Origin of the sequence: Rhizobium leguminosarum, from assembly GCF_019798305.1 — a bacterium.
In the GTDB taxonomy this organism is placed as follows: Bacteria; Pseudomonadota; Alphaproteobacteria; order Rhizobiales; family Rhizobiaceae; genus Rhizobium; species Rhizobium leguminosarum_U.
In genome coordinates, this window is record NZ_JAAXDD010000013.1 from 1 (window position 1) to 25492 (window position 25492).

General features: G+C 62.0%; 20 protein-coding genes and 1 riboswitch. Of the genes, 11 read left to right on the forward strand and 9 right to left on the reverse strand.

Features of this window, described 5'->3' with window-relative positions; genetic code table 11:
• Window positions 1–212: transposase (locus HFO99_RS22465; protein ID WP_222358238.1), on the forward strand; the 212-nt coding region annotated here is incomplete at its 5' end.
• A gap of 103 nt (window positions 213–315) precedes the next feature.
• Here the strand turns inward: HFO99_RS22465 and HFO99_RS22470 are convergent.
• The 5 genes from HFO99_RS22470 to HFO99_RS22490 form a co-directional block, all read right to left on the reverse strand.
• On the reverse strand, window positions 316–2319 hold the full coding sequence (locus HFO99_RS22470; RefSeq protein WP_222363709.1) for an aldo/keto reductase: 2004 nt from the start codon (window positions 2317–2319) through the stop codon (window positions 316–318).
• Window positions 2320–2357: 38 nt separating this feature from the next.
• Window positions 2358–3440: an ABC transporter ATP-binding protein gene (locus HFO99_RS22475; protein ID WP_128401109.1), complete on the reverse strand. Its 1083-nt coding sequence runs from the start codon at window positions 3438–3440 to the stop codon at window positions 2358–2360.
• Between the two features lie 20 nt (window positions 3441–3460).
• Window positions 3461–4297, reverse strand: a complete 837-nt coding sequence (locus HFO99_RS22480) for a carbohydrate ABC transporter permease (protein ID WP_063476083.1) — start codon at window positions 4295–4297, stop codon at window positions 3461–3463.
• Entirely contained in the window at window positions 4294–5154 is an 861-nt protein-coding gene (locus HFO99_RS22485) for a carbohydrate ABC transporter permease (protein WP_017992298.1), read from the reverse strand. Before HFO99_RS22485 ends, HFO99_RS22480 begins: the two co-directional genes overlap by 4 nt.
• An 83-nt stretch (window positions 5155–5237) precedes the next feature.
• Window positions 5238–6512, reverse strand: a complete 1275-nt coding sequence (locus tag HFO99_RS22490; RefSeq protein WP_128401108.1) for an extracellular solute-binding protein — start codon at window positions 6510–6512, stop codon at window positions 5238–5240.
• A gap of 86 nt (window positions 6513–6598) precedes the next feature.
• Between HFO99_RS22490 and HFO99_RS22495 the strand changes: the two genes are divergently transcribed.
• The 8 genes from HFO99_RS22495 to atzF all read left to right on the forward strand — a co-directional run bounded on the left by HFO99_RS22495 (window position 6599) and on the right by atzF (window position 17526).
• The gene (locus HFO99_RS22495; RefSeq protein WP_128401107.1) at window positions 6599–7516 is read left to right on the forward strand and encodes a helix-turn-helix domain-containing protein; all 918 of its coding nucleotides are present in this window, start codon (window positions 6599–6601) and stop codon (window positions 7514–7516) included.
• Window positions 7517–7728: 212 nt separating this feature from the next.
• A riboswitch (guanidine-I (ykkC/yxkD leader) is annotated at window positions 7729–7837 on the forward strand.
• 74 nt (window positions 7838–7911) lie between these two features.
• Window positions 7912–8985: a putative urea ABC transporter substrate-binding protein gene (locus HFO99_RS22500; protein ID WP_128401106.1), complete on the forward strand. Its 1074-nt coding sequence runs from the start codon at window positions 7912–7914 to the stop codon at window positions 8983–8985.
• Window positions 8986–9050: 65 nt separating this feature from the next.
• Entirely contained in the window at window positions 9051–9869 is an 819-nt protein-coding gene (locus tag HFO99_RS22505) for an ABC transporter permease (protein WP_128401105.1), read from the forward strand.
• On the forward strand, window positions 9866–10696 hold the full coding sequence (locus tag HFO99_RS22510; protein ID WP_128401104.1) for an ABC transporter ATP-binding protein: 831 nt from the start codon (window positions 9866–9868) through the stop codon (window positions 10694–10696). The genes HFO99_RS22505 and HFO99_RS22510 overlap by 4 nt, the downstream gene beginning before the upstream one ends.
• Window positions 10693–11514: an urea amidolyase associated protein UAAP1 gene (locus HFO99_RS22515; RefSeq protein ID WP_128401103.1), complete on the forward strand. Its 822-nt coding sequence runs from the start codon at window positions 10693–10695 to the stop codon at window positions 11512–11514. The genes HFO99_RS22510 and HFO99_RS22515 overlap by 4 nt, the downstream gene beginning before the upstream one ends.
• Window positions 11515–11525: 11 nt before the next feature.
• The gene (locus tag HFO99_RS22520) at window positions 11526–12176 is read left to right on the forward strand and encodes an urea amidolyase associated protein UAAP2 (RefSeq protein ID WP_018516560.1); all 651 of its coding nucleotides are present in this window, start codon (window positions 11526–11528) and stop codon (window positions 12174–12176) included.
• Window positions 12177–12179: 3 nt separating this feature from the next.
• Window positions 12180–15719, forward strand: coding sequence for an urea carboxylase (uca, locus tag HFO99_RS22525; protein WP_222363711.1), 3540 nt, complete (start codon window positions 12180–12182; stop codon window positions 15717–15719).
• 1 nt (window position 15720) lies between these two features.
• Window positions 15721–17526, forward strand: coding sequence for an allophanate hydrolase (gene atzF / locus HFO99_RS22530; protein ID WP_222363713.1), 1806 nt, complete (start codon window positions 15721–15723; stop codon window positions 17524–17526).
• A gap of 97 nt (window positions 17527–17623) precedes the next feature.
• On the opposite strand, the gene HFO99_RS22535 is transcribed toward atzF, so the two are convergent.
• Genes HFO99_RS22535 through HFO99_RS22545 form a run of 3 tightly spaced genes read right to left on the reverse strand, consistent with a single transcriptional unit; the run spans window position 17624 to window position 20171 of the window.
• The gene (locus tag HFO99_RS22535) at window positions 17624–18034 is read right to left on the reverse strand and encodes a VOC family protein (RefSeq protein WP_222363715.1); all 411 of its coding nucleotides are present in this window, start codon (window positions 18032–18034) and stop codon (window positions 17624–17626) included.
• A gap of 18 nt (window positions 18035–18052) precedes the next feature.
• Window positions 18053–19150, reverse strand: coding sequence for a Gfo/Idh/MocA family protein (locus HFO99_RS22540; protein ID WP_222363717.1), 1098 nt, complete (start codon window positions 19148–19150; stop codon window positions 18053–18055).
• Window positions 19151–19160: 10 nt separating this feature from the next.
• Window positions 19161–20171, reverse strand: a complete 1011-nt coding sequence (locus tag HFO99_RS22545; protein WP_222363719.1) for a Gfo/Idh/MocA family protein — start codon at window positions 20169–20171, stop codon at window positions 19161–19163.
• Between the two features lie 367 nt (window positions 20172–20538).
• Here HFO99_RS22545 and HFO99_RS22550 point away from each other — a divergent pair, with 367 nt between their 5' ends.
• Entirely contained in the window at window positions 20539–21699 is a 1161-nt protein-coding gene (locus HFO99_RS22550; protein ID WP_222363721.1) for a fumarylacetoacetate hydrolase family protein, read from the forward strand.
• Window positions 21700–21762: 63 nt separating this feature from the next.
• Here HFO99_RS22550 and scpA read toward each other — a convergent pair whose 3' ends face one another.
• On the reverse strand, window positions 21763–23901 hold the full coding sequence (gene scpA, locus HFO99_RS22555; protein WP_168325072.1) for a methylmalonyl-CoA mutase: 2139 nt from the start codon (window positions 23899–23901) through the stop codon (window positions 21763–21765).
• Between the two features lie 231 nt (window positions 23902–24132).
• Here scpA and HFO99_RS22560 point away from each other — a divergent pair, with 231 nt between their 5' ends.
• Complete coding sequence (locus tag HFO99_RS22560) at window positions 24133–25491, forward strand: LLM class flavin-dependent oxidoreductase (RefSeq protein ID WP_222363723.1); 1359 nt, start codon at window positions 24133–24135, stop codon at window positions 25489–25491.
• Window position 25492: the final 1 nt, after the last annotated feature.

Consider the following 25492-nt stretch of genomic DNA (forward strand, 5'->3'; position numbering starts at 1 on the left):
GCAAGGCCGGCGCCCGATTGTTCTTCCTGCCGCAATACTCTCCCGATCTCAATCCGATCGAAAAGCTCTTTGCCAAGATCAAGCACGAGCTGCGTAAGGCGCAGGCCCGAACCCGACAGGCTGTCGATGACGCGCTGGCAGCCACCCTTCAAACCGTCTCGCCGAAAGAGTGCCAAAACTACTTCAGGGAAGCCGGATATGAACAGACCTAAAACAATCCCGCTCTAATGGACGACGCGGCCAGGAAGAAAGCTTCCGAGCCGCGCAAGTAGAAAAACAAAGGGCGCGGTTCAAACCGCGCCCTTTCCTGTTGCTTCAGCCTTCCAGCCACCTCACCTGATCGGGTGTCAGCTTGATGTCGAGCGCCGAGAGGCTGTCTTCCAGTTCGGCGACGGTGCGCGGCCCGATCAGCGGAATGACCGGGAAAGGCTGGGCGATCACATAGGCGAGCGCGATGTGGATCGGATTGCGGCCGAGTTTGTTGGCAAGCTCGATGGCACGGTCGCGGCGTCCGAAGTTGCGCTCGGAATACCAGACCCGGACGATCTCCTCGTCATCTCGCTTGTCGCGGCCGGCGCGGTCGGTAAAGAAGCCGCGGCCCTGGCTCGACCAGGCAAAGTTCGGGATCTGCTTCTCGTTCAGCCACTTTTTCCAGTCGTCATCGGAAGCGGCAACGCAGCCGGCCCAGATCGGATCGAGCATCTCGGCAAGCGAGAAGTTGTTGGAAAGTGCTGCTGGCGCCGTCTTGCCGGTCTTTTCGGCATAGGCGATCGCCTCGTCGAAGCGCGCCCGCGTCCAGTTCGAGCCACCGAATATGCCGCGGATGCGTCCACGCTTGACCTCGGCATCCATGGCATCGACGAACTCGCCGACGGGCACGTCGGTATTGTCACGATGCATGAAATAGATGTCAACATAGTCGGTCTTCAGCCTCGAAAGCGACTGGTCGAGCTGCTTTGCGATCATATCGGGATAGCAAAGCGGCGAATGCGCGCCCTTGCCGATCAGCACGATCTCCTCGCGCGGCACCTTGCGGCTCGTGTGCCAGTCGCCGAAGATCGCTTCCGTCTTGCCGCCGCCATAGACATAGGCCGTGTCGAAGGCGTTGCCGCCGGCCTCGTAGAAGGCGTCGAGCGTCAGCGAGGCGGCGGCGAAGTTCGGGAAGAACTCGAAGCCGAGCGTCACGACCGAGGCCGGCTTGGAAATGCCGGGAATTTGACGCTGCGGAACGCTGTTGCCGCGCGCGATCGCGCCGCCGGCAATGTTTGTCGTGCGTTTGCCGGCTTTTTCCACGCCGTATTCGAGGCCGACCGAGGCACGCCACTGGTCGAGTACACGCAGGTTTCCGATCGAATCTGCCCAGCTCATGCCGGGAGAGCTGAATTCGGTCTTGCCGGCGCGGATGGCATCGCCGGCCGCGTCCGCCTCGAAGGAATAGAGCCAGCGATCCTCCCTGAGTTCGACGGTTTCTCGGCTGCCGCCCTTGAAGATCTCGATCTTGCCGACGCCACCCTTGTGGCCGGAGGCAAACCAGAAGTCCTGGACCTCGATCCGGCCTTCCGAGCCGATGATGCGCAGCACATTGTCCTGCTGCGCCATGATCGAGCAGGAGACTTCGGCGATGATCTCGTTCGGGAACTTGAGCACGGCAGATGCCCATTCATCGACGCCGCTCTGGCCGAGATGGGCGACGCCCGAGACCTTCTCCGGTTCGAGGAAGGCCTTGCCCTCTGCAGCGCCGGCAATCAGCCTGGCCATCGAGACCGGATAACCGCCGACATCGAGAATGCCGCCGCCGGCGGTATCGTTGGCGAAAAGCCGGTGTTCCGGCTTGTAGCTGCCCATGTTGAAGCCGAAGCTTGAGCGGATGATGCGAACGGTGCCAATGACGCCGCTTTTGACGAGTTCGACCAGCTTCTCTGTCTGCGGATGCACGCGATACATGAAGGCTTCCCCGGCAAAGACGCCGGCTTTTTTCGCCTCGTAATAAACCGCTTCGGCATCATAGGCCGACAGCGCGATCGGCTTTTCCACCAGGATGTGCTTGCCGGCGCGTGCAGCCTTGATCGCCCATTCGGCGTGGCCGGTATGGGGCACGGAGATATAGACAGCATCAACCTCGGGGTCGGAAATCAGCGCCTCGTAGCCATTGACGATGCGGGCGCCGGGGAAGCTTTCGGCAAGGCCCGGCTTTGCCGGATTGCGGGTAGCAATCGCCACCAGTCTGCCGGTGCGTGAATGGGCGACGCCGTCTGCAAAGGTGCGGGCGATGGTGCCGGGGCCGATGATGCCCCAGCGGATCGGTTGATCTGAAGTCATGGAAAATCCTCTTTCGTCTTTCTGTCCTGGGATTTGGTTCAGCGAAGCCGTTTACCGGCGCCGTCGAAAAGGAATGTGCGGTTGGCGGGAAGGCCGACTGTCAGCGTTTCGCGATTGCCGGCGACGCGCGATTCCGGCCGCTCGATGATCAGTTGCTCGGGACCAATGGTGGCGTAGATGTAACTGGTATTGCCGAGGTGTTCGGCGACGTCGATGGTGACGGTGAGGTCGGCATCGCCCATGCCCGCATCGACGAAATGTTCGGGACGGATGCCGAGCGTCACCTTGGCGCCGGCAGCGACAGGATCGGCGACGGGCAGCGACAGGCGCGTATTGGGATCACTTTCCAGCCCGATCACCGCCCGGCCCGGCTGCGTCTCAACCACCACGGCCTTCAGGAAATTCATCTTCGGCGAGCCTACGAAACCGGCGACGAACTGGTTTGCGGGGTCGTCGTAAAGGTCGAGCGGCGCGCCGATCTGTTCGATATTGCCGGCGCGCAGCACGACGATCCTGTCGGCGAGCGTCATCGCTTCCGTCTGGTCGTGGGTGACGTAGATCATCGTCGTGCCGAGCTGCTTGTGCAGTCTTGATATTTCGACGCGCATCTGCACGCGCAACTCCGCATCGAGGTTCGACAAAGGTTCGTCGAACAGGAAGACCTGGGGTTCGCGGACGATGGCGCGGCCAATGGCGACGCGCTGGCGCTGGCCGCCGGATAGCTGCTTCGGCCGCCGCTTCATCAACTCGGTGATCTGCAGGATCTCGGCGACATGGCGCACGCGCCGCTCGGTATCGGCTTTCGGATTGCCGTTCATGCGCAGGCCGAAGCTCAAATTCTCCTCGACCGTCAGATGCGGATAGAGTGCATAGGACTGGAACACCATGGCGATGCCGCGATCGGCCGGCTCGACGTCGTTGACGACCCTGCCGCCGATCTGAAGCTCGCCTGAGGTGATATCCTCGAGGCCGGCGATCATCCTGAGCAGCGTGGACTTGCCGCAGCCGGAGGGGCCGACGAAGACGACGAATTCGCCGTCCTTCACCTCCAGATTGGCGCCGTGGATGATCTCAAAGCCGCCGAAGCGCTTGACAATGTTGCTGAGTGAAAGCTCTGCCATGCGGCCTCCCTATTGTTCGATTATTTGATTGCGCCGGCCGCGATGCCGGCGATGAAATGGCGCTGGAGAGCCACGAAGACGACGAGGATCGGCGCCGTCAGCAGCACCGCGCCGGCCATGATGCCGCCCCATGACACCTTGGTGAGGCCGATCAGCGTTCCGAGCGCCACCGGCGCCGTCATCATTCCCGGTTTGGAATTGATCAGCAGCGGCCAGAGATAGTTGTTCCACGAGGCGAGGAAGAGGATGATCGCCAGTGCCGCCATAGTCGGGCGTGCCAGCGGCAGGGCGATGCGCAGGAAGATCTGCCATTCCTTGACGCCTTCGACCCGGGCCGCATCAAAGAGCTCGCCCGGCATCATCGAGAAAGATTGCCGCATGAACAGCACGCCGAGCGAATTGAACAACGGCGGTACGATCAGCGCCACCCAGGTGTTTGCCAGCTTGAATTCGCGTGCCACCATGATGAATTGCGGGATGACGACCACCGAAAACGGCAGCGTGATCGTGCCGAGGATGATGGCGATAACGATGGAACGGCCGACGAAACGGTAACGCGCCAGCGCCCAGCCCGCCATCGAGGTCAGCAGTACCGACAGGACCGTATAGATGAGCGCGACGCCGACGGAGATCACCATGGCGCCGATGAAATCGGTATCGGCCTGCAGGTTCTTGAAATTCTCGACGAAATTGGTCGATGGCCAGAGCACGATGTCAGGGCTGAAGATGCCGTTGTCGGGCATGGTCGAGAAGACGAACATCATCCAGAGCGGAAACAGCCAGATGATCGCGAGCGGAGCCAGTGCGGCATGCAACGCGATCTGGCGCAGCAGAAGGGATTGCGATTTGGATTTCATTTCGGATCCCTCCCGACCCAGAGATTGAGAAGCGAGATCGCCACGGCAAGGGCAGCCATCGTATAGGCGATCGCCGAGGCATAGCCGAAGTTCAGCGAGGTGAAGCCCTGGCGATAAAGCAGCAGGCCGAGGGTCTCGGTGCCGCCGCCGGGACCGCCACGATTGGTGATCAGGAAGGGCTCGGTGAACAACTGCATGGTGCCGATCACCGAAAGAACCACGCAAAAGAGGATGATCGGTTTCAGAAGCGGCAGGGTGATATGAAAGAATTGCTGGATCTTGCTCACCCGGTCGAGTGTCGCTGCCTCGTAGACATCGTCGGGAATCGATTGCAGACCGGCGAGGATGATGATGGCGTTGTAGCCCGCCCAGCGCCATGTGACGGCAAGGATGATCAACGCCATGGCGGCGTTCGCGTTGTCGAACCAGGAGACCGGGCTGAGACCGACGGCCGAGATCAGCTTGTTGATGATCCCGAAATCGAGGCTGAACATCAGCCGGAAGACGGCAGCATAGGCGACCTCGCCGACGACGACAGGCGCAAAGAAGGCGAAGCGGAAGAGCGGCCGCGCTTTTAGCAGCGGCGAATTGAGCATTACGGCCATGACCGTCGCAAGCGCGATCATCACAGGCACCTGGATCAACAGGATGATCAGCGTATTGTAGAGAGCATTGTAGAAAGCCGGGTCATAGAAGAGCCGGCCCCAATTGGCCTGGAAACTGAATTTCCACGGATTGATTCGCGTGTTCTGAAACGAAATCAGGAACGAATTGATGATCGGCCAGACCCAGAAGGTGGCAAAGACCAGCAGATAGGGGGCGAGGAACGCATAGGCGCTCCGGGTTCTGAACGGCATCAAGCCTCCTCCTCACGAACGAATGACCGGCCGCTTTGCAAACCGGGGGAAAGCCGGGCGCCTGAAGCGCCCGGCATCGTCATTCATTGCGCGATCGGAAGGCCGGTCGCCGAAGCGATCTGCTTGGCGGCATCGTCGAGAGCCGCCTTCGCATCGGGATAGCCGCCGGAGAAGAACTTCGTCTGCGTTGCCTTGAAGATGGCTTCGGCATCACTTTGGAAGGCGGTGCCGCGGCTCGGCACGATCTTCGGCAGTGTCGCCAGGATATCGGCCCAGACCTTCTGGCCGCCCCAATAGGGCTGCGGCTCATTGACGAAGGGATCCTTCTCAGCCGAAAGCAGCGACGGGACCAGACCGAATTCCTTCAGCATGGTGATCTGGCCCTCATCCGTGCCGAGGGCGTAGTTGACGAATTTCCAGGCGGCTTCCTTGTTTGCGGATGTCGCCGAAATGGCGAGCGACGAACCGCCGAGATTGGCCGCATGCGGGCCATCGGCCGTCAGGCTCGGCATTCTATAGACGCCCCACTTGCCCTTGAGATCGGGAGAGGTCGAGCGCACGGTGCCCTCATACCAGCCGCCATACAGCTGGCTTGCGGCCTTGCCGGCGGTATTGGCCTGGATCTTTTCGTCCCAGTTGGCCGACGTCAGCGTCCCGGCATCCTTCATCTCCTTCACCTTTTGCAGCGAGGCGACGCAGGCCGGCTGGTTGATGGTGATATTCTGGCCGTCGGTCGAGTAGTAGCCGCAGCCCTGTTCGTTGGCGATCATGCGAAACCATTCGCTGTCGCCGTTGAAGTCGGCCTGCGCCATGACGACGCCGGGATTGGCGGCGGAAATCTTTTTGCCGGCAGCGATGAAATCGTCCCAGGTGCTGATCGTGCTCGGATCGACGCCGGCCTTTTCGTAGAGATCGCGGCGGTAGAAGACGGCGACAGGACCGGAATCCCACGGCATGGCATAGGCGACATCGCCGACTTCAAGCTCGGTGCGCTTGAAATCAGGGAATTTCGCCTGGATATCGGCCGTGTAGCCGAGCTCCTTCAGATTGGCGAAGCAATCCGGGAAACGGCTCCAGAAGATTTCAGCCTCGAAATTCTCGATGCTGACGATGTCAGGCAAGCCGTCTCCGCCGGCAGCACACGCTGCGAGCGTCTTGTCGAAGACCTGGCTGTTGCCGAGGTCCTCGACGGTGATCTTGATATCGGGAAACTGCTTGTTGAAGCCTGGAAGCGTGGACTTCAATGCCGATGCAGCGACATTCCAGCTCCAGATGGTGAGATTAGCCGACTGCGCGAATGCGGAGCCGGAAGCAAGCAATGCTACAGCTGCGGTCGCAGCGAGAAGTTTGAAGCGCATTGAAAATCCTCCCTTTTCAATTGCCGATCTTTCACGAACGCGGTTAGACTATCTGTAAGGGAGCGGGTGTCTCCTAAAAAGGGAACATGAATTTGGCGGAAAGTAAGGTCGGCACACGTGCAATCTATCAGCCCGGCGCGAGCAGCATCGAGGGTTTGCCGACAGCGCTGCAGATGTTTCATGCCCATCCACCTGTCATGGCCATGCCGCACTGGCATGCGCAGGTCGAGGTCAACTACGTGATGCGCGGCACCGTGCACTACCGGATGAGCGACCACGAATTCCGGCTGAACGCCGGCGAAATGTGCCTCTTTTGGGGTGGTCAGCCGCATCAGATGGACGAATCCTCGGATGATTCGCTCTATGCCGGCGCCCATCTGCCGCTCGTCTATTTCTTCCGGCTGCGCCTGCCGATCAACGTTTCCAGCCGGCTGATGAAGGGCGAGACGCTGCTGACCTCGGCAACGGATGCCGCCGACAGGGAGAACTTCACCCGCTGGTTCCGCTATGCCAACTCAGGCGATCCCGCCAAGGCCCAGCACGCCGTCGACGAACTGCTGCTGCGCATCGAGCGGATCGCGCTCGAACCCTATTCGATGACATCGCAGGCGGCCATCAATCTCGACGGCGATCACCCATATCCTCATTCCTCGCGCAGCGTCGCGCGCATGTGCGATTTCATCGCCGCCAATTTCCTGCACGACATCGATTCGGTCGACATCGCCCGCGCCGCCGACCTGCATCCGAAATATGCGATGAACCTGTTCAAGCGATCGACCGGTATGACGCTCAGCAAATATGTGACACTGCTGCGGCTGTCGCGCGCTCAGGCGATGCTGATGAGCGAGGGCGCCAACGTGCTGCAGGTGGCGATGGACAGCGGCTTCGGCTCGATCAGCGCCTTCAACAAATCCTTCCGCCACATCGCCGGCATGTCGCCGTCGGACTTCCGCCGCGATATCCGGCTGGTGACGACGGTCCCGGCCGGCGCTTTCCGGAACTAGCTCAGGGCCAGCCGCAATTCGGCGTTCTGTGCGTCTGCCTGCGACTTGTTTTTCACTGAGCAAAAAAGAACCAACGCCTAAGGTGGCGGCAGAATACGCACATTTTCTGTGCAAGTGCATGCACTATTGCATTTGCCAGGGAATTGGCGCCATCGCACCCTCAATAAAATCAATGATTTATAATTTGGCACACACTTTGCTTCGATAGTTGCAGAGTTGGTGGCTAGGGTTCCGGCGTCGCAAGGCGTGGCTGGTCCGAGAGCTACCACCGGCAGGGGAGACATCCCGCCGGGTGCACGGCGGGACAAAAGCCCGGGAGACCTCGTAAGCCAAGGGATTGGCGGCACGATGGTCATTGCCGATCCCTTTTGAAGAAAAGCAAAAGGGGAATTTCAATGCAGACTTTTTCGAAGATTCTATCGATTACCGCACTGACGGCGTCCCTGGCGCTGGGACTCGGCTCCATCGCGAAGGCCGAACAGAAAACTGACTTCAAGGTTGCCTGGTCGATCTATGTCGGCTGGATGCCCTGGGGTTACGCCGCCGATCACGGCATCGTCAAGAAATGGGCCGACAAATACGGCATCAAGATCGAGGTGACCCAGTTCAACGACTACGTCGAATCGATGAACCAGTATACCGCAGGCGCCTTCGACGCCGTGACCCTCACCAACATGGACGGCCTGTCGATCCCGGCTGCCGGCGGCGTCGATACCACAGCCGTGATTGTCGGCGACTTCTCGAACGGCAATGATGCCGTCATCCTCAAGGACAAAGCGAGCCTTGCCGACATCAAGGGACAGAACGTCAATCTCGTCGAATTTTCCGTCTCGCACTACCTGCTCGCCCGCGCACTCGAAAGCATCAAGCTGACCGAGCGCGACGTGAAAGTGGTCAACACCTCCGACGCCGACATGGTCGCCGCTTACAAGACGGCTGACGTGACCGCGGTCGTCACCTGGAACCCGCTGGTCTCGACCATCCTCGAGGATCCCACGGCCAAGAAGGTCTTCGACAGCTCGCAGGTGCCGGGCGAGATCATCGACCTGATGGTCGCCAATTCAGGCGTGCTGAAGGACAATCCGAATTTCGGCAAGGCGCTCGCCGGCATCTGGTATGAAACCGCAGCACTACTGACTGCCGACAGTGCCGACGGCAAGGCCGCACGCGAGGCGATGGGCCAGGCATCGGGCACCGATCTCAAGGGCTTCGAATCCCAGCTTGCCGCCACCAAGCTGTTTGCTAAGCCGGCCGATGCCGTTGCCTTCACTGCCTCGGGCAGCCTGCCGAAGACAATGGATCTTGTCCGCAACTTCCTGTTCGAGAAGGGCCTGCTCGGCAATGGCGCGCCGTCGGCCGATGTCATCGGCATTGAAATGCCGGACGGCAAGATCCTCGGCGACACCGGCAACGTCAAGCTGCGCTTCACCGAGACCTACATGAAGGCCGCCGCCGACGGTTCGCTCTGAGCGATGTAAAAGCCGCGGCGCGGCATTGACCGCGCCGCCTGACCTTCATCAGCGGAGCTTTCCTCATGCGCTGGATCAACACAAGGCCGAGCCGGGGTGCGCAACTTGCCCTGACGCTGCTGCCCTTCGTGCTGCTGATCGTTGCCTACACTTTCGGCTCGGCGGCACGATTGGCGGAAAATGCCAATGACAAGCTGCTGCCCGGTCTTGCCGGTTTTGCCGATGCGATCGACCGTATGGCCTTTGTTGCCGATCCGCGCACCGGCGAATACCTGCTTTGGTCCGATACCGGCGCGAGCCTGGTCCGCCTGTTTGCCGGCCTTAGCATCTCCACGATCACCGCGCTCGTCATCGGCATGCTGATCGGCATGCTGCCCTATCTCCGGGCGCTGCTCTCCCCTTTCGTCGCCGTTATCTCAATGGTGCCGCCGCTGGCGCTGCTGCCGATCCTCTTCATCGCCATGGGGCTTGGCGAAGCCTCGAAGATCGCGCTCATCGTCATCGGCGTTGCGCCGACAATGATCCGCGACCTTGCGCTAAAGGCGCTGGAACTGCCACGCGAACAGATCGTCAAGGCTGAAACGCTCGGCGGGTCCTCCTGGCAGATCGGCCTTCGCGTCGTGCTGCCGCAGATCCTGCCGCGGCTGATCACCTGCCTCAGGCTTCAACTCGGTCCAGCCTGGCTGTTCCTGATCGCCGCCGAAGCGATTTCGTCGGATTCCGGTCTCGGCTACCGCATCTTCCTCGTCCGCCGCTATCTCTCGATGGACGTCATCTTTCCCTATGTCGTCTGGATCACGCTGCTCGCCGTGGTCATGAATTATATCCTCGATCGCATCCGCATCGCCGTCTTCCCCTGGTCGGAACTGGAGAAGCAGGCATGAGCGAACTGGTGATCGAAAGGGTCTGGAAAGAGTATGGTGACCAGATCGTACTCGAAGATGTGTCGCTGACTGTCGCCGCGCGCGCATTCGTCGCCCTTGTCGGCCCGTCCGGCTGCGGCAAGTCGACGTTCCTGCGCATGCTGCTCGGCCAGGAGCGGCCAACGCGAGGGACCATCTTGCTGGACGGCGAAGCTCTGCCGCAGGAGCCAGGGCCGGATCGCGGCGTCGTCTTCCAGCGCTACTCGGTCTTCCCGCATCTGACCGTGCTCGGCAATGTGCTGCTTGGGCGGGAACTCTCAGCGTCTCGCTATAAGGCCAAGCTTTTCGGCGCTGCCCGTCGCAATGCCATCGACGAAGCCCGGCGACTGATCGGCGAGGTCGGCCTTTCCGGCGCCGAGGGCAAATATCCGGCGCAACTATCCGGCGGCATGCAGCAACGCCTGGCGCTGGCGCAGGCGCTGATCATGAAACCGAAGGTGCTGCTGCTCGATGAGCCCTTCGGCGCGCTTGACCCCGGCATCCGCACCGAAATCCACACATTGATGAAGCGCCTCTGGCACGAAACGCAGATGACCGTCGTCATGGTGACGCACGACATGCGCGAGGCCTTTACGCTGGCGACGCGGGTCGTCGCCTTCGAGCGCAAGCGTGACCGCCCGGAGGAAAAGGAACGCTACGGCGCGACGATCACCAAGGACATTTCCATCTGGCCGCCCAGGCTTGCCGGCGCGCCCACCGTCTTCAGCCCCGACCGGGACGGCCCGGTCATTTCTCTGGGCCTTCGCCGGGACGACCCGGCTTCCAGTCCGTCAGGAGAAAAACCATGATGCATGTCAGACGTTCGCCCGAAGAGATCGCCGCCAACCGGCAGCGTTATGAGGAACATCAGAAGAAGGGGCTGGAATTTGCGCCGAAGGCCCTGCCGGCGCCGAGCCCCCTGCCCGCCCCCGCAATCGATGCCACCGCGATCATCCATCAGGAGACCATCCCCGGCGGCTGGTACTGGTCAACCGCGCTGAAGCGCGGCGAGGCGCTCCGCATTGACCAGGGCGAAGGCGGATCGACCGTGGCGCTCGTTGCCTGGAACGCCACTGATACCAGCGAACGGCTCAATCTCGTCGATACGGTCAAGGTGCAGTGGACGACCGCTCTCGGCAAGGGCCGAGTCATCTTCTCAGACATGGGTCGAGTGATGTTTTCGCTGATCGAGGATAGTTCCGGCGCCCACGACTGCCTGATGGGCGGCTCGACCGCAGCTTCGAACGTCGCAAAATATCCCGGCGTCAAGACCCGTAACACCCGCGACAATCTCGTGCTCGTCGCCGGCAAGCTTGGTTTCACCAGGCGCGACATCCCTTCGATTCTCAATCTCTTCGCCCCCGTCCGCGTCGACGACGACGGTGGCTTCCACTGGCGCGGCAAACTCTCCAACAGCGGCGATTATGCCGAGCTGCGCGCTGAAATGGACATGATCGTCGGCCTTTCCAATTGCCCGCATCCACTCGATCCCGATCCGGTCTATGCGCCGAAGCCGGTGATCGTCACGCGCTTTCGCGCGCCCGCACCCGCAGTCGACGATCTGTCGCGCACGGCAACCGCCGAAGCCCTTCGCGGTTTCGAGAACAACGCCTCGATGCTGGCCTGAGGAGGATGACGATGACCGATTTCATCAAGACTTCAGCTTCGCGCAGCCTCGAAAACGCCGTGCAGGAACATTTCATCCCGGCCGAAGCGCCGTGGTCCGGCATCGTGCGCAAGGGTCAGACCATCCGCATCGAGGACAGCTACGGCCAACAGGCGATCGATACGCTGTTTTATCGCGCCGATGATTTTGCCGAACGTTATTCCAACCAGGATACGATGCGGGCACAAGGTGGCGCCTATATCGGCACCGGCACGAAGATCATCTCGAACGAAGGCAACGTCATGCTTGTCATGACGGCCGACAGCTGCGGCCGCCACGATACATCAGCCGGCGCCTGCTCCTGCGAGAGCAACACGGTGCGCTTTGGCCACGGCACCAAATACCTGCATGCCTGCCGCGACAATTTCGTGATCGAGGTGACAAAACACGGCATGAGCAAGCGCGACATCGTGCCGAACATCAATTTCTTCATGAACGTGCCGATCAAGCCGAACGGCGAGATGACCATCGTCGACGGCATTTCCGCGCCTGGCGACTATGTCGAACTGGTGGCGGAGATGGACGTGCTCTGCGTCATCTCCAATTGCCCGCAGATCAACAATCCCTGCAACGGTTTCGATCCGACGCCGATCCGGGTGCTGATCTGGGACGGCGAGGACTGATCAATGTTCACCAAAGTCCTTATCGCCAATCGCGGCGAAATCGCCGTCCGCGTCATCCGCACATTGAAGCGGATGGGCATTGCCTCGGTTGCCGTCTATTCCGATGCCGACCGGTTCTCGAAGCCGGCGCTGACCGCTGATGAAGCCGTCCGCCTCGGCCCGGCGCCTGCTGCCGAAAGCTATCTTGACGTCGATGCCGTCATCGCTGCCTGCAAGGCGACGGGCGCTGAGGCCGTGCACCCAGGCTACGGCTTCCTCTCGGAGAATATCGGCTTTGCCGAGCGGCTCGCCGCTGAAGGCATCGCCTTCATCGGCCCGCGCCCAGAACATCTGTCGGCCTTCGGCTTGAAGCATACGGCACGAGAATTGGCGAAAGTGAGCGGCGTGCCGCTGCTGCCCGGCACCGATCTCTTGCAGAGCGTCGACGAGGCGCTTTCGGCTGCTGAGACCGTCGGTTATCCCGTCATGTTGAAAAGCACGGCCGGCGGCGGCGGCATCGGCATGCAGCTCTGCGCCGATGCCGCCGGCCTCAAGGCTTCCTTCGAAAGCGTGCAGCGGACCGCGCGCGCCAGCTTCGGCGATGCGCGCGTCTACATCGAGCGTTTCGTTGCCGAAGCGCGCCATGTCGAGGTGCAGATCTTCGGCGACGGCAAGGGCGGAGTGATTGCGCTCGGCGAACGCGACTGCTCGCTGCAGCGGCGGAACCAGAAGGTCGTCGAGGAAACGCCTGCGCCCGGCCTTTCTGCGGAGACAAGGGCGCGCCTGCACAAGGCGGCGGTCGATTTGGGAAGCTCGGTCTCCTATGAATCGGCCGGCACTGTCGAATTCATCTATGATCCCCAGCGCGAGGAATTCTATTTCCTCGAGGTCAATACCCGCCTGCAGGTCGAACATCCTGTCACGGAAGCCGTCTTCGGCATCGACCTCGTCGAATGGATGATCCGGCAGGCGGCAGGCGAAGACGTGCTCTCGGGTGCTAAGGCCCTGACGCCGAGGGGTGCGGCGATCGAGATGCGGATCTATGCTGAGATGCCGCATGCCGATTTCCGCCCGAGTGCCGGCCTTTTGACCGAAGTCATTTTTCCGGAAAGCGCCCGCGTCGACGGCTGGGTCGAGACGGGTACCGAGGTCACGCCCTTCTATGACCCGATGCTCGCCAAGCTGATCGTGGCGGCGGAAGATCGTCCGGCGGCGATCGAAAAGCTGAAGGTAGCACTCGCCGAAACATCGATATCGGGCATCGAGACCAATCTCGATTATCTCAGGGCGATCGCCGCTTCCGAATTGCTTGCCAGCGCCAAGGTTAAGACGACGGCGCTACGCGACTTCGCCTTCGTTCCCGATGTCGTCGAGGTTCTTGCGCCCGGCGCGCAGTCAAGCATCCAGGAACTGCCGGGCCGGCTCGGCCTCTGGCATGTCGGTGTGCCGCCGAGTGGTCCGATGGACGAACGCTCCTTCCGCCATGCCAACCGGCTGGTCGGCAATGACGATGTGACGGCTGCGCTGGAGTTGACCGTTTCCGGTCCGACATTGCGGTTTTATGCCGACCAGACGATCGCGCTTGCCGGCGCGCGGATGCCAATGACATGCGACGGCATAAAATTGCCGCATGACGCCCAGGTGACAATCCGGGCGGGTCAGGTTCTGTCGATCGGTTCGATCGAAGGACCGGGACAACGCGCCTATCTCGCCGTCGCCGGTGGTTTTGCGGCTCCCGTTGTGCTCGGCTCGCGCGCGACCTTCGGCCTTGGCCAATTCGGCGGCAACGCCACCGGCACCCTGAAGACAGGGCATGTGCTGCATTTTGCTAGCCAAGTACCGGCCGAACCGGTGAGACCCGCGACGGAGGCGGCCGCCTTGACGCGCGAATGGGATGTCGGCGTCGTCTATGGCCCGCACGGAGCGCCCGATTTCTTCGAGGATAGCGATATCGAGACGCTGTTTTCGACGGCTTACGAGGTGCATTTCAACAGCGCCCGCACCGGGGTCCGCCTCATCGGCCCCGCCCCGCAATGGGCACGTAGCGACGGCGGTGAGGCGGGGCTGCACCCCTCCAACCTGCACGATAATGCCTATGCGATCGGGGCGATCGATTTTACCGGCGACATGCCGATTATTCTCGGCCCTGACGGCCCGAGCCTTGGCGGCTTCGTTTGCCCGGCGGTGATTGCCCGCGACGAGCAGTGGAAGATGGGCCAGTTCAAGCCCGGCGACCGTATCCGTTTTCATGCGGTGGCGCGGCCGGAAGACCCGATCGCCGGCCCGGCGGTGCGGCGGCCCTCGGAAGAAACAGGTTCGCCGATCCTCGGCATCAGCGAGGATGGCCCGGTTTCTGTCGTTTATCGCCGCCAGGGCGACGACAATCTGCTCGTCGAATATGGGCCGATGACGCTCGATATCGCGCTGCGGCTGCGGGTGCACCTGCTGATGCAGGCGGTCATCGAGGCCCGCCTCCCCGGCGTTGTCGACCTCACCCCCGGTATCCGCTCGCTGCAGATCCATTATGACGGCGCGCAGCTGACGCGCCGGCGCCTGCTCGGGTTGCTCTCCGAGATCGAGGCGACCCTTCCGGCAGCCCAGGAGGTCACGGTGCCGAGCCGCATCGTGCATCTGCCGCTCTCCTGGAACGATCCGGATGCGGAACTTGCCATGCGCAAGTATCAGGAGCTCGTGCGCCCGAATGCGCCCTGGTGCCCGTCGAATATCGAGTTCATCCGCCGCATCAACGGTCTTCCCGACGAGCAGGCCGTCCGCGATATCGTCTTTGATGCCAGCTACCTGGTGCTCGGTCTCGGCGATGTCTATCTCGGCGCGCCGGTTGCGACCCCGACTGATCCGCGCCATCGCCTCGTGACGACGAAGTATAATCCCGCCCGCACCTGGACGCCGGAAAATGCCGTCGGCATCGGCGGCGCCTATATGTGCATCTACGGCATGGAAGGACCGGGCGGCTACCAGCTCTTCGGCCGCACCATCCAAGTCTGGAACACATGGCGGGAGACGCCGGCCTTTGCTAAGGGAAAACCTTGGCTGCTGAACTTCTTCGACCAGATCCGTTTCTTCCCGGTCAGCAATCAGGAATTGACGGAGGCGCGCGCCGCCTTCCCGCATGGTGGCTATCCGATCAGGATCGAGGAGACGGAATTCTCCTATGCCGCCTACGAGAAGGAATTGCAGGCGAATTCGGCGTCGATCGGCCGATTCAAGGCAACGCAGCAGGCCGCCTTCGATGCCGAACGCCAGCGCTGGAAGGAAGCCGGGCTCGACAGTTTCGTCACCGACGAAGGCACGGGCGAAAGTCCGGATGGGGATATTCCCGATGGCTGCTTCGGTGTTGCCAGCGCCGTGCCCGGCAATATCTGGAAATTGCTGGTCGAGCCGGGTGCTTCGGTTGCGGCCGGCGATACACTCGCCATCATCGAATCGATGAAAATGGAAATCAACGTCACCGCCCATGCGGCAGGGCGCGTCCGCGATCTGCGCGCCGGGCCGGGAAGAAACGTCAAAGCCGGCGATATCATCGTCGTTCTGGAGGAATGCTGACATGCTGCCGACCATCCTCGATCTCTCAAGCCTTCGCGCCGCCTATCAATCCGGCCTGACACCGCTCGATGCCATCGAAGAGGTGATCTCCCGCCGCGCCGCCTCGAAAGATCCGGCAATCTTCATCACCCCGGTGCCGGATGAGGAACTGCGTGCTGCCGCGAAAGCGCTGATGGCACGTGCGCCCGAGGCAAACAGCCTGCCGCTCTGGGGCGTTCCCTTTGCCGTGAAAGACAATATCGATGCCGCCGGCCTGCCGACGACTGCCGCCTGCCCGGCCTATGAGTATCGGCCGGAGGCGGACTCCACCGTCGTTGCCCGCTTGAAGGCGGCCGGCGCCATCATCATCGGCAAGACCAATCTCGACCAGTTCGCGACCGGCCTGAACGGCACGCGCTCGCCCTATGGCGCGCCGCGATCGGTCTTCGATGCGGCCTATATCTCAGGCGGTTCGAGTTCCGGATCGGCGGTCACGGTGGCCTCCGGCCTTGCGGCCTTTGCGCTCGGCACCGATACGGCGGGCTCCGGCCGCGTTCCGGCTGCCTTCAACAATCTGGTCGGCATCAAGCCGACGCCGGGCCTTTTGGCGAACACCGGCGCGGTTCCGGCCTGCAAGAGCGTCGACTGCATCACCATCTTTGCCGCGACCGTCTCTGACGGTGTTGCGATCCGCAAGGTCGCCGAAGGCTTCGATGCCGCCGATCCTTTCTCGCGTCGCGCCAAGCCGGCGAACCTGCCTGTGTCGGGCTTGCGCATCGGCGTCCTCACCGACGCTGAGCGGGAGTTCTTTGGCGACAGGGAGGTGGAGGCGCTCTACGACCAGGCCATCGAACGTGCCAAAGCGCTCGGAGCGACCATCGTGCCGTTCGATTACGCGCCATTCCGAGAGGCTGCCGCCCTGCTCTATGACGGGCCGTGGGTTGCCGAACGTCTGGCGGCGGTGGAGACCTTCCTCGCCACCAACGCCGCCGATTTCGATCCAACCGTCAGAGGGATTATCGAGGGCGCCAAAGGCAAGACCGCGGTCGAGGCCTTCAACGGCCGATACCGACTGGAGGAACTGCGCCGCAAGACCGAGGCCGAATGGGAAAAGGCCGACGTGCTTCTGCTGCCGACCGCACCGACCACCTACACCGTCGCCGACATGCTGGCCAATCCCGTCGTGCTCAACGGCCGCCTCGGTCGCTACACCAATTTCGTCAACCTGCTCGATTGCGCGGCGATCGCCGTTCCGGCCGGCTTCGGAAAAGGTGGCCTGCCGGGCGGGGTGACGGTGATTGCGCCTGCCTTCACCGACGATGCTCTGGCGCCGCTTGCCGATGCGCTGCACCGTGCAGCAGGTTCCGGCATGGGCATCGACCGGCAGGCGGCAATACCGGAAGCGAGCCGTGTCGTGCCTGGCGATGACGGTTTCATCGAAATCGCGGTCGTCGGTGCGCATCTGACCGGCATGCCGCTCAATCACGAACTGGCAGGCTCGGGCGGGCGTCTGGTCAAGACCTGCCGCACGGCCGGGGATTATCGCCTCTTCGTCTTGCCCAATACCACGCCACCGAAACCGGGGCTGCTGCGCGAACCCGGCCATAAGGGTCAGGGGCTGGAGGTCGAGGTCTGGGCACTGCCGGCCGATGCTTTCGGCAGGTTCGTCCAGAAGATTCCGGCACCCCTCGGCATCGGTAAGCTGGCGCTCGAAGACGGTTCCAGCGTCTCCGGTTTCGTCTGCGAGGCCCATGCGGTGAAAGGTGCCGAGGAAATCACCGCACTTGGCGGCTGGCGCAACTATATCAGCGCCAAGCTGGCGAGCTGAGGGGAGCTTTCCATGGCAGCAAAGCTCATCCGGCGCCTGATCGATCTGCTGCGGGACGGTCTGACCGCCCGCAGCGAAGCGATCGGCAGCACCTGTGTCAGCCCTTGCGGTTCTGAGAGCGTTCGGCAAGCTCGACGATAATGCCGTCTGGATCGCGAACGAAGGCGATCTTGTTCAGCATCTCGGAGTGGACGGCGAAGCGCGGCCGCTCCTTGGTCTCGACGCCCGCCTGTTCAAGGCGGGCGAAGGTCTCTTCGACATTGTCGAAATGGAAGGTGAGGTGCCGGACGCCGGCCGTATCGTCAGGCACGTCGACCGCCCTCGACGCGCCGCCGGGCGGCGCAAAGACCTCCAGCATGCCGCCGCCTGCATCGAGGAACGCGACCTGCATGCCATTCGCCATCGTCTTGCGCAGCACGAGGCTGAGGCCGAGCAGGCCACAGTAGAAATCGACGGTGCGGTCCATGTCGCTGACCGTCATGCCGACATGCTCGAAGGATTTCAGCATCGGAGCGCCCTTCCCGGTTCAGACGGTGGCCGCAGCACGCCATTCCCCTGCCGGAAGCCAGGAACGATAGAGCGGATGATCGGCGGCGATCGGCATCGGCGTCGGTTGTCCGGTTCGCTGCGAGGAATAGGCGGCCGTTACCAGTTCCAGCGAATTGCGGGCATCCTGCAATGTCACCGGTGGGTCGGTGTCCTCGACGATCGCCTTGTGGAAGAGCTCGAACTGACGGGTGTAGCCATCCTCGCCAGGCACATAGGCGGCGAGCACTTCGTCGATCCGCGCCTGGTGTTCCTCTGTCCCGGCGACGAACGTCCACGGATCACGGCCCATCGTATAGGGTTCGATGATGCTTTCGGCGACGAGGTCATTGAAGCAGAAGCGCAGCCGCGAGATCTCCTTGCGCGAGCCCAGCGTCATCGACAGCGTCGCCAGCGAGCCGTTCTGCATCTTCACCGAAAGGGCTGCCGTATCCTCGACCTCAATCGGATTGACCAGCGTCGCCCCATAGGAAAACACCTCGGCGCAGGGGCCATGCACATAGTTCAGCATGTCATGAGCGTGGATGGCGTGGCCGAGAAGGCCGCCGCCGAGCTCACTCGCCCATTTGCCGCGCCACGGCACGGCATAATAATCCGGGCCGCGCCACCAATGGGTTTCGATCGTCGTCAGGAACGGCTTGCCGGCCAGGCCGCGTTCGATCAGCAGCTTCAGCTTCTGCAGACCGGAACCGTAGCGGTACTGGAAGATCGGCATCAGCTTCCTGCCGGGGTAACGATCGAGGATGCGCCCCATCTCGTCGACCTCGGCAATCGAGCCGAAGAGCGGCTTCTCGCAGATGACGTGCTTTCCGGATTCGATGCCCTTGCGGCAAAGGTCGAAATGCGAGCTCGGCGGCGTCGAAATGTCGATGATGTCGAGATCGTCGCGGGCAAACAGCGCATCCGCCTCCTGCGTGTATTCGCCAATGCCGTACTCCTCGCACAGCGCCCTGCCGCGCTCCTCGTCGAGCGAGCAGAGCACGGGAACTTCGAAAAGCTCCTTGTTCCAGCCAAAGCCGGCCAGATGCCGCGCAGCGATGCCTGCGCCGATGACGCCGACGCGCAATTTCCTGGTCATGATATCCTCCTCAGCGGGCGCCGATGCGCGCGGCTTTCGTCTGGGCTTCCAGCGAAAGACGGCAGACTTCAAAAACGTGATCCTGCGTCATCGCCGTCTGCGTGCGGTTGCCGACGTCAGCGGTGAACGCGTCGAAATAGTCAAGCTTTTCGCCGCTGCAATCGATATGGGTCATTTCCTTGCCGTTGACCAGGAAGAGATGATCCTTGCCCGGCCGGCCGGCAATGTCGATATATTTGCGCAGTTCGATGTAGCCTTCGGTGCCGAGGATGGTCAGGCGCCCGTCGCCCCAGGTCGGCAGCGCCTCCGGCGTGAACCAGTCGACACGGACATAACCCGCCGCCTTGTCAGAACGCAGAAGCACCTCGCCGAAATCCTCGAAGGCGGGCTTGTCGGGCATGCCGAAATTGCCGATCGAGCTTGCGATGACCTCGCCTGTGGTCGAGCCGGTATAGAACAGGAACTGGTCGACCTGGTGTGAAGCGATATCGACGATGATGCCGCCGAAGGCTTCGGGATCGAAGAACCAGTCCGGCCGGGTCGGCAGTTGCAGCCGGTGTGGACCGACGCCAAGCGTCTGGATCACCTTGCCGATCGCGCCTTCGGCGACGAGCTTGCCGGCCTTGACGGCGGAGCGCACGCAGTGGCGCTCGGAAAAGCAGATCGAAAAGATCTTGCCGCTCTCGGCAACGGTGCGCCTGACCTCCTCGAGCTGGGCGAAGGTCGTCACCCCAGGCTTGTCGGTCATCACGTCCTTGCCTGCCTTCATCGCACGGATGGCGAGACCGGCGCGATCGCGCGGGATCGCCGAGATGCAGATGACGTCGATCGACGGATCGTCGAACAGCTTTTCCCGGTCGATCTGCGGCGCGTCAGGATAGGTCTTCTCAAAGGCCTCGCGCAGTGCCGGCACCGAGGTCTGCGGGCAATAGCCGACGAATTCGCCGCCTGCGGCCAGCAATCCCTTCACGTGATCGAACGTGTGCCCATGGTCGATTCCGACGACGGCAAATCTCAACATTGCTGCAATATCCTCCTGGGATTTTCGTTCGGCCGGCCGGTGCCAGCCTCCTCCATGTCGGGCAAAACAGATAACGAAAGCCGGCTTCTGTCAAGGCGAGATGGAGGGAAAAATCGCCACGGCCTATACTTAAATATTTGAAATCAAACAATTATTTTGTATCTAAATAGTTATTTTGTGGGCTTTTGCAATTGGATTCCCGAGGAAGCCAGCCGCCCGATCCGATCAGGCGAAAGTCTTTTTCCCCGACGCATCTTGCCCCGTCTCCGTGAATGTGATCGATTTCGGTTGCCGCCGGGCTGGAGGGCGGCAACACCCCGCAATGTTTTGAAGAGCGCTCCCCGCTCGCCTGTGACGGAAGATCACCATGTCTCAACCTCTGCTCGATTTCGCCGCTTCGGATGGTCTTTTTGTCGGCCGCGCCTGGAATCCCGAGGTTGCTGGGCCAAGTATCGTGACGCTTCGGGAGGGGGTGCTGGTCGACATCACGTCGCGCGAAGCGCCGACGCTGAGCGCCCTGCTCGAGCGGCAAGATGCTGCCGCCTTCGTCCGTGCGGCAAGCGGCAAGGCGGTTGGCTCGCTGGCGGGTATCGTCGCCAACAGTACCGGAACTCCGGATCAAACGCGCCCTTATCTCCTAGCGCCCGTCGACTTGCAGGCAGTCAAGGCCTGCGGCGTTACCTTTGCGCAGTCGATGATCGAGCGCGTCATCGAGGAGAAGGCGGCCGGCAATCCGGAACGCGCCGCCACGATCCGCGAGCGTGTTAGCACGCTGATCGGCGGCAGCCTCACCAATCTCAAGGCGGGCTCGCCGGAGGCTGCCAAGGTCAAGCAGGCGCTGATCGACGAGGGCATGTGGTCGCAATATCTCGAGGTCGGCATCGGGCCGGATGCCGAAGTCTTCACCAAGTCGCCGGTGCTTTCCTCCGTCGGCTGGGGTGCGGATGTCGGCCTGCATCCGATCTCGACCTGGAACAACCCAGAGCCGGAAATCGTGCTCGCGGTCAACAGCCGCGGCGAGATCAAGGGGGCGGCACTCGGCAACGACGTCAACCTGCGCGACGTCGAAGGCCGCTCGGCACTGCTGCTCGGCAAGGCCAAGGATAACAACGCCTCCTGCTCGATCGGTCCTTTCATCCGCCTGTTCGATGCCGATTACAGCCTGGATGACGTACGCAAGGCCGAACTCGACCTGAAAGTCACCGGCCAGGACGGTTTCGTGCTGCACGGCAAGAGTTCGATGTCAAAGATCAGCCGCGACCCGACCGATCTCGTCAAACAGACGGTCGGCGCCCATCATCAGTATCCTGATGGTTTCATGCTTTTCCTCGGCACGTTGTTTGCGCCGACGCAGGACCGCGACGCGCCGAAGCAAGGCTTCACCCACAAGATCGGCGATGTCGTCGAGATTTCCTCGGCAGGCCTCGGCGCGCTCGTCAACACCGTGCGCCTTTCCACCGAATGCCCGCCTTGGACCTTCGGTATTTCGGCGCTGATGAGCAACCTCGCAAAGCGCGGGCTGCTCTAATTCTTTGATTTTGCGCATTTCCGGGCGGAAAACCGCGTCGCACTTTTCCTGGAAATGCTTCAGCTACTGGTTTCGCCGCCTGCCCTGCAGCAGATCGAGGACGGAGTTTGCCGCCTCGAGAACATTTGTCCCAGGACCGAATACGGCTGCAACGCCGTGTTCGTGCAGGAATTCATAGTCCTGACGCGGGATGACGCCGCCGCAGACGACGATGATATCGCCACCGCCCTGTTCCCTCAGCCTGTCGATCAGTTGCGGTAGCAGCGTCCTGTGACCGGCCGCCAGCGACGAGACGCCGACGACGTTGACCTTTTCGCTGAGTGCGACGTCGGCAGCTTCCGCCGGTGTCTGGAAGAGGGGACCGGCGAGTACATCGAAGCCGATGTCGCCGAAGGCCGAGGCGATCACCTTGGCGCCTCGGTCGTGTCCGTCCTGACCGAGCTTGGCGACCATGATCTTCGGCCGGTGCCCCATGGCTTCCGTCACCTCAGTCATGCGGGTCTTGAGCACAGCGAGTTCCGGCTCGTTTTCATACGCCTCGCCGTAGACGCCCTTGATGACTTCAGGGGTCGCGGCATGATCGCCGAAGGCAGCGCGCATGGCGTCCGATATTTCGCCAACCGTGGCGCGGGCGCGGGCCGCCGCGATGGCGGCTTCCAGCAGGTTGCCCTTGCCGCTCTGTGCGATCTCTACCAGGGCCGCCAGCGCCTCGCGCACGGCTCCGCCATCGCGGCGGCGCTTGGTTTCCTCGATACGTCTGATCTGCGCTTTGCGCACCGCGCTGTTGTCGATCTCCAGAATGTCGATCGGCTGCTCGTTGTCGAGCCGGTAGCGGTTGACACCGACGATGACCTCTTCACCCTTGTCGACCGCCGCCTGGCGGCGCGCGGCCGCTTCCTCGATCAGCCGTTTCGGCAGGCCATCGGCCACGGCCTTGGTCATGCCGCCCAGTGCCTCGACCTCCTCCATCAAGGCCCAGGCCTTGTCGGCAAGCTCGGCCGTCAGGCTTTCGACATAGTAGGAGCCCGCCAGGGGATCGACCACTTTTGTCACGCCGGTTTCGTGGCTCAGGATCAGCTGCGTATTGCGGGCAATGCGTGAGGAGAATTCCGTCGGCAGCGCGATCGCCTCGTCGAAGGAATTGGTGTGCAGCGACTGCGTACCGCCCAGCACTGCCGACATCGCCTCGAAGGCCGTGCGTATGATGTTGTTGTAAGGGTCCTGCTCCTGCAAGGAGACGCCGGAGGTCTGGCAATGGGTGCGCAGCATCAGCGAGGATTGTTTCTTCGGGTGAAACCCTTCCATGATCCGCGTCCAGAGCAGGCGGGCGGCGCGCAGCTTGGCGGCTTCCATGAAGAAGTTCATGCCGATGGCGAAGAAGAAGGACAGGCGGCCGGCGAACTCGTCGACGCTCAGGCCTTTGGCAATGGCGGCGCGGACATATTCGCGGCCGTCGGCCAGCGTGAAGGCCAGTTCCTGCACCAGCGTCGCGCCGGCTTCCTGCATGTGGTAGCCGGAGATCGAGATGGAGTTGAACTTCGGCATCTCGCGGGCGGTATAGTCGATGATATCGGCAACGATCCGCATCGATGGTTCGGGCGGATAGATATAGGTGTTGCGGACCATGAACTCCTTGAGGATGTCGTTCTGAATGGTCCCCGAGAGCTCGGCCCGTGGAACGCCCTGCTCCTCGCCGGCCACGATGAAGGAGGCAAGGATCGGGATGACGGCACCGTTCATGGTCATCGACACCGACATTTCGCCAAGCGGAATGCCGTCGAACAGGATCTTCATGTCCTCGACGCTGTCGATTGCCACACCCGCCTTGCCGACATCACCCTCGACGCGCGGATGATCGCTGTCATAACCGCGGTGGGTGGCAAGATCGAAGGCGACCGACAGGCCCTTCTGGCCGGCCGCCAGATTGCGGCGATAGAAGGCGTTCGATTCCTCTGCCGTCGAGAAGCCGGCATATTGGCGGATCGTCCAAGGCCGGCCGGCATACATCGTCGCCCGCGGGCCGCGGGTGAAGGGGGCAAAGCCGGGAAGCGAACCAAGGTGCCCGGCGCCGTCGAGATCCTCGGCCGTATAGAGCGGCTTGACGGCAATGCCTTCCGGCGTCTGCCAGGTCAGCGTTTCGGGCGAGGTGCGCAGTTCCTTTTGCGCAAGCTCCGCCCAATCCGACAGCGTCTTCTTCGTCATGCGGTTCCTCCGGCTTTTTTCATCCCACCCTACCATTTCACCGGCTCCTCGTGCGATAGAGCCGAACAGGATAATTTTAGGCCGAGCCGGCCTAAAATATGAATCCTGTTCTAGATTATATAGTTAGAGCATGGTGTCGTCCTTAAACCGCTCACACTTTTCGGCATCATGCTCCAGGATAATTAACGCGGCAAATCCTTGATTTCTATTGCCGGCTTTGGGACCCGCCTCATGAAGACCATGCAGATCTATGCCTTCGACATGAACTGTGTCGGGCATATCAACCACGGCCTGTGGACGCATCCGCGCGACCGCTCAGCGCACTATACCGATCTCGACTACTGGACAGAGTTTGCCAAGACCGCCGAACGCGGCAAGCTGGACGGCATCTTCCTGGCCGATATCGTCGGTGTCTATGATGTCTACAAGGGCAGTCCGGCACCGGTGATCGAAACGGCGGCGCAGTTTCCTGTCAATGATCCGCTGATCCCGATTTCGGCGATGGCCTATGTTACGAAACATCTGGGTTTCGGCGTGACCGTCAACACCACCTACGAGCCACCCTTCCTGCTGGCGCGGCGCATGTCGACGCTCGACCACCTGACCAAGGGACGGATCGGCTGGAACATCGTCACCGGCTATCTCGACAGTGCCGCCCGCAGTATGGGCTTCGACAAGCTGCCCGAACATGATGCGCGCTACGATGCGGCCGAGGAATATCTCGAGATCCTCTACAAGCTCTGGGAAGGGAGCTGGGACGACGATGCGGTACTGCGCGACAAGACAGGCGGCACCTATGCCGACCCCTCCAAAGTGCGCACTGTTCGTCACGACGGCAAATATTATCGAATGGAGGGCATCCATCTCTCCGAGCCCTCTCCGCAGCGCACGCCCCTGCTCTTTCAGGCCGGCGCCTCGGCACGCGGGCAGGACTTTGCCGCCCGCCACGCCGAATGCGTCTTCATCGCCGGCCCGAATCCCAAGGCGGCCAGGCCGACCATCGATGCGCTGCGGGCGAAGGCGGAGGAATTCGGCCGCGGCGCCGACGCATTGAAGATCCTGAGCCTGATCACTGTTGTTGTCGGGCGGACGGAGAAGGAAGCACGGGACAAGCTGGAGGAGTACCGCCGCCATGCGAGCGTCGAGGCTTCGCTTGCGCATTACTCCGCCTCCGTCGGTATCGACTTTTCGAAGTATGGATTGGACGACGTCATCGACCAGAGCTCGACCAACGCCAATCAGTCGGCCCTCGCGGCCATTACGAAACAGACGACGAAGCCAGTAACGCTGCGTGACATTATCGATCAGATGGTGCTCGGCAGCCGGATGAAGCCGATGGTCGGCTCGCCCGAGCAGATCGCCGATCATCTCACAACGTGGATCGAAGAGGGTGGCATCGACGGCTTCAACCTGGCGCGGACCGTGGCGCCGGAAAGCCTGCGCGATTTCGTCGAGCTGGTGGTGCCGGTGCTGCAGGAGCGCGGCGTCTTCAAGGCGGACTATGCTGCAGGACCGTTGCGGCAGAAACTTTTCGGCGGCGGGAACGGCAGATTGCCCGCCGCTCATCCCGCAGCCCAGTTCCGGCGCTGAT

Excerpts from the sequence above, each read along its gene's own strand:
- scpA (WP_168325072.1), bottom strand. The coding sequence starts at position 23,901 with ATGACGAAGAAGACGCTGTCGGATTGGGCGGAGCTTGCGCAAAAGGAA.
- HFO99_RS22535 (WP_222363715.1), bottom strand. The coding sequence starts at position 18,034 with ATGCTGAAATCCTTCGAGCATGTCGGCATGACGGTCAGCGACATGGAC.
- HFO99_RS22545 (WP_222363719.1), bottom strand. The coding sequence starts at position 20,171 with ATGTTGAGATTTGCCGTCGTCGGAATCGACCATGGGCACACGTTCGAT.
- HFO99_RS22515 (WP_128401103.1), top strand. The coding sequence starts at position 10,693 with ATGATGCATGTCAGACGTTCGCCCGAAGAGATCGCCGCCAACCGGCAG.
- HFO99_RS22490 (WP_128401108.1), bottom strand. The coding sequence starts at position 6,512 with ATGCGCTTCAAACTTCTCGCTGCGACCGCAGCTGTAGCATTGCTTGCT.
- HFO99_RS22500 (WP_128401106.1), top strand. The coding sequence starts at position 7,912 with ATGCAGACTTTTTCGAAGATTCTATCGATTACCGCACTGACGGCGTCC.
- uca (WP_222363711.1), top strand. The coding sequence starts at position 12,180 with ATGTTCACCAAAGTCCTTATCGCCAATCGCGGCGAAATCGCCGTCCGC.
- atzF (WP_222363713.1), top strand. The coding sequence starts at position 15,721 with ATGCTGCCGACCATCCTCGATCTCTCAAGCCTTCGCGCCGCCTATCAA.
- HFO99_RS22475 (WP_128401109.1), bottom strand. The coding sequence starts at position 3,440 with ATGGCAGAGCTTTCACTCAGCAACATTGTCAAGCGCTTCGGCGGCTTT.
- HFO99_RS22495 (WP_128401107.1), top strand. The coding sequence starts at position 6,599 with ATGAATTTGGCGGAAAGTAAGGTCGGCACACGTGCAATCTATCAGCCC.
- HFO99_RS22485 (WP_017992298.1), bottom strand. The coding sequence starts at position 5,154 with ATGCCGTTCAGAACCCGGAGCGCCTATGCGTTCCTCGCCCCCTATCTG.
- HFO99_RS22505 (WP_128401105.1), top strand. The coding sequence starts at position 9,051 with ATGCGCTGGATCAACACAAGGCCGAGCCGGGGTGCGCAACTTGCCCTG.
- HFO99_RS22480 (WP_063476083.1), bottom strand. The coding sequence starts at position 4,297 with ATGAAATCCAAATCGCAATCCCTTCTGCTGCGCCAGATCGCGTTGCAT.
- HFO99_RS22520 (WP_018516560.1), top strand. The coding sequence starts at position 11,526 with ATGACCGATTTCATCAAGACTTCAGCTTCGCGCAGCCTCGAAAACGCC.
- HFO99_RS22510 (WP_128401104.1), top strand. The coding sequence starts at position 9,866 with ATGAGCGAACTGGTGATCGAAAGGGTCTGGAAAGAGTATGGTGACCAG.
- HFO99_RS22540 (WP_222363717.1), bottom strand. The coding sequence starts at position 19,150 with ATGACCAGGAAATTGCGCGTCGGCGTCATCGGCGCAGGCATCGCTGCG.
- HFO99_RS22550 (WP_222363721.1), top strand. The coding sequence starts at position 20,539 with ATGTCTCAACCTCTGCTCGATTTCGCCGCTTCGGATGGTCTTTTTGTC.
- HFO99_RS22470 (WP_222363709.1), bottom strand. The coding sequence starts at position 2,319 with ATGACTTCAGATCAACCGATCCGCTGGGGCATCATCGGCCCCGGCACC.
- HFO99_RS22560 (WP_222363723.1), top strand. The coding sequence starts at position 24,133 with ATGAAGACCATGCAGATCTATGCCTTCGACATGAACTGTGTCGGGCAT.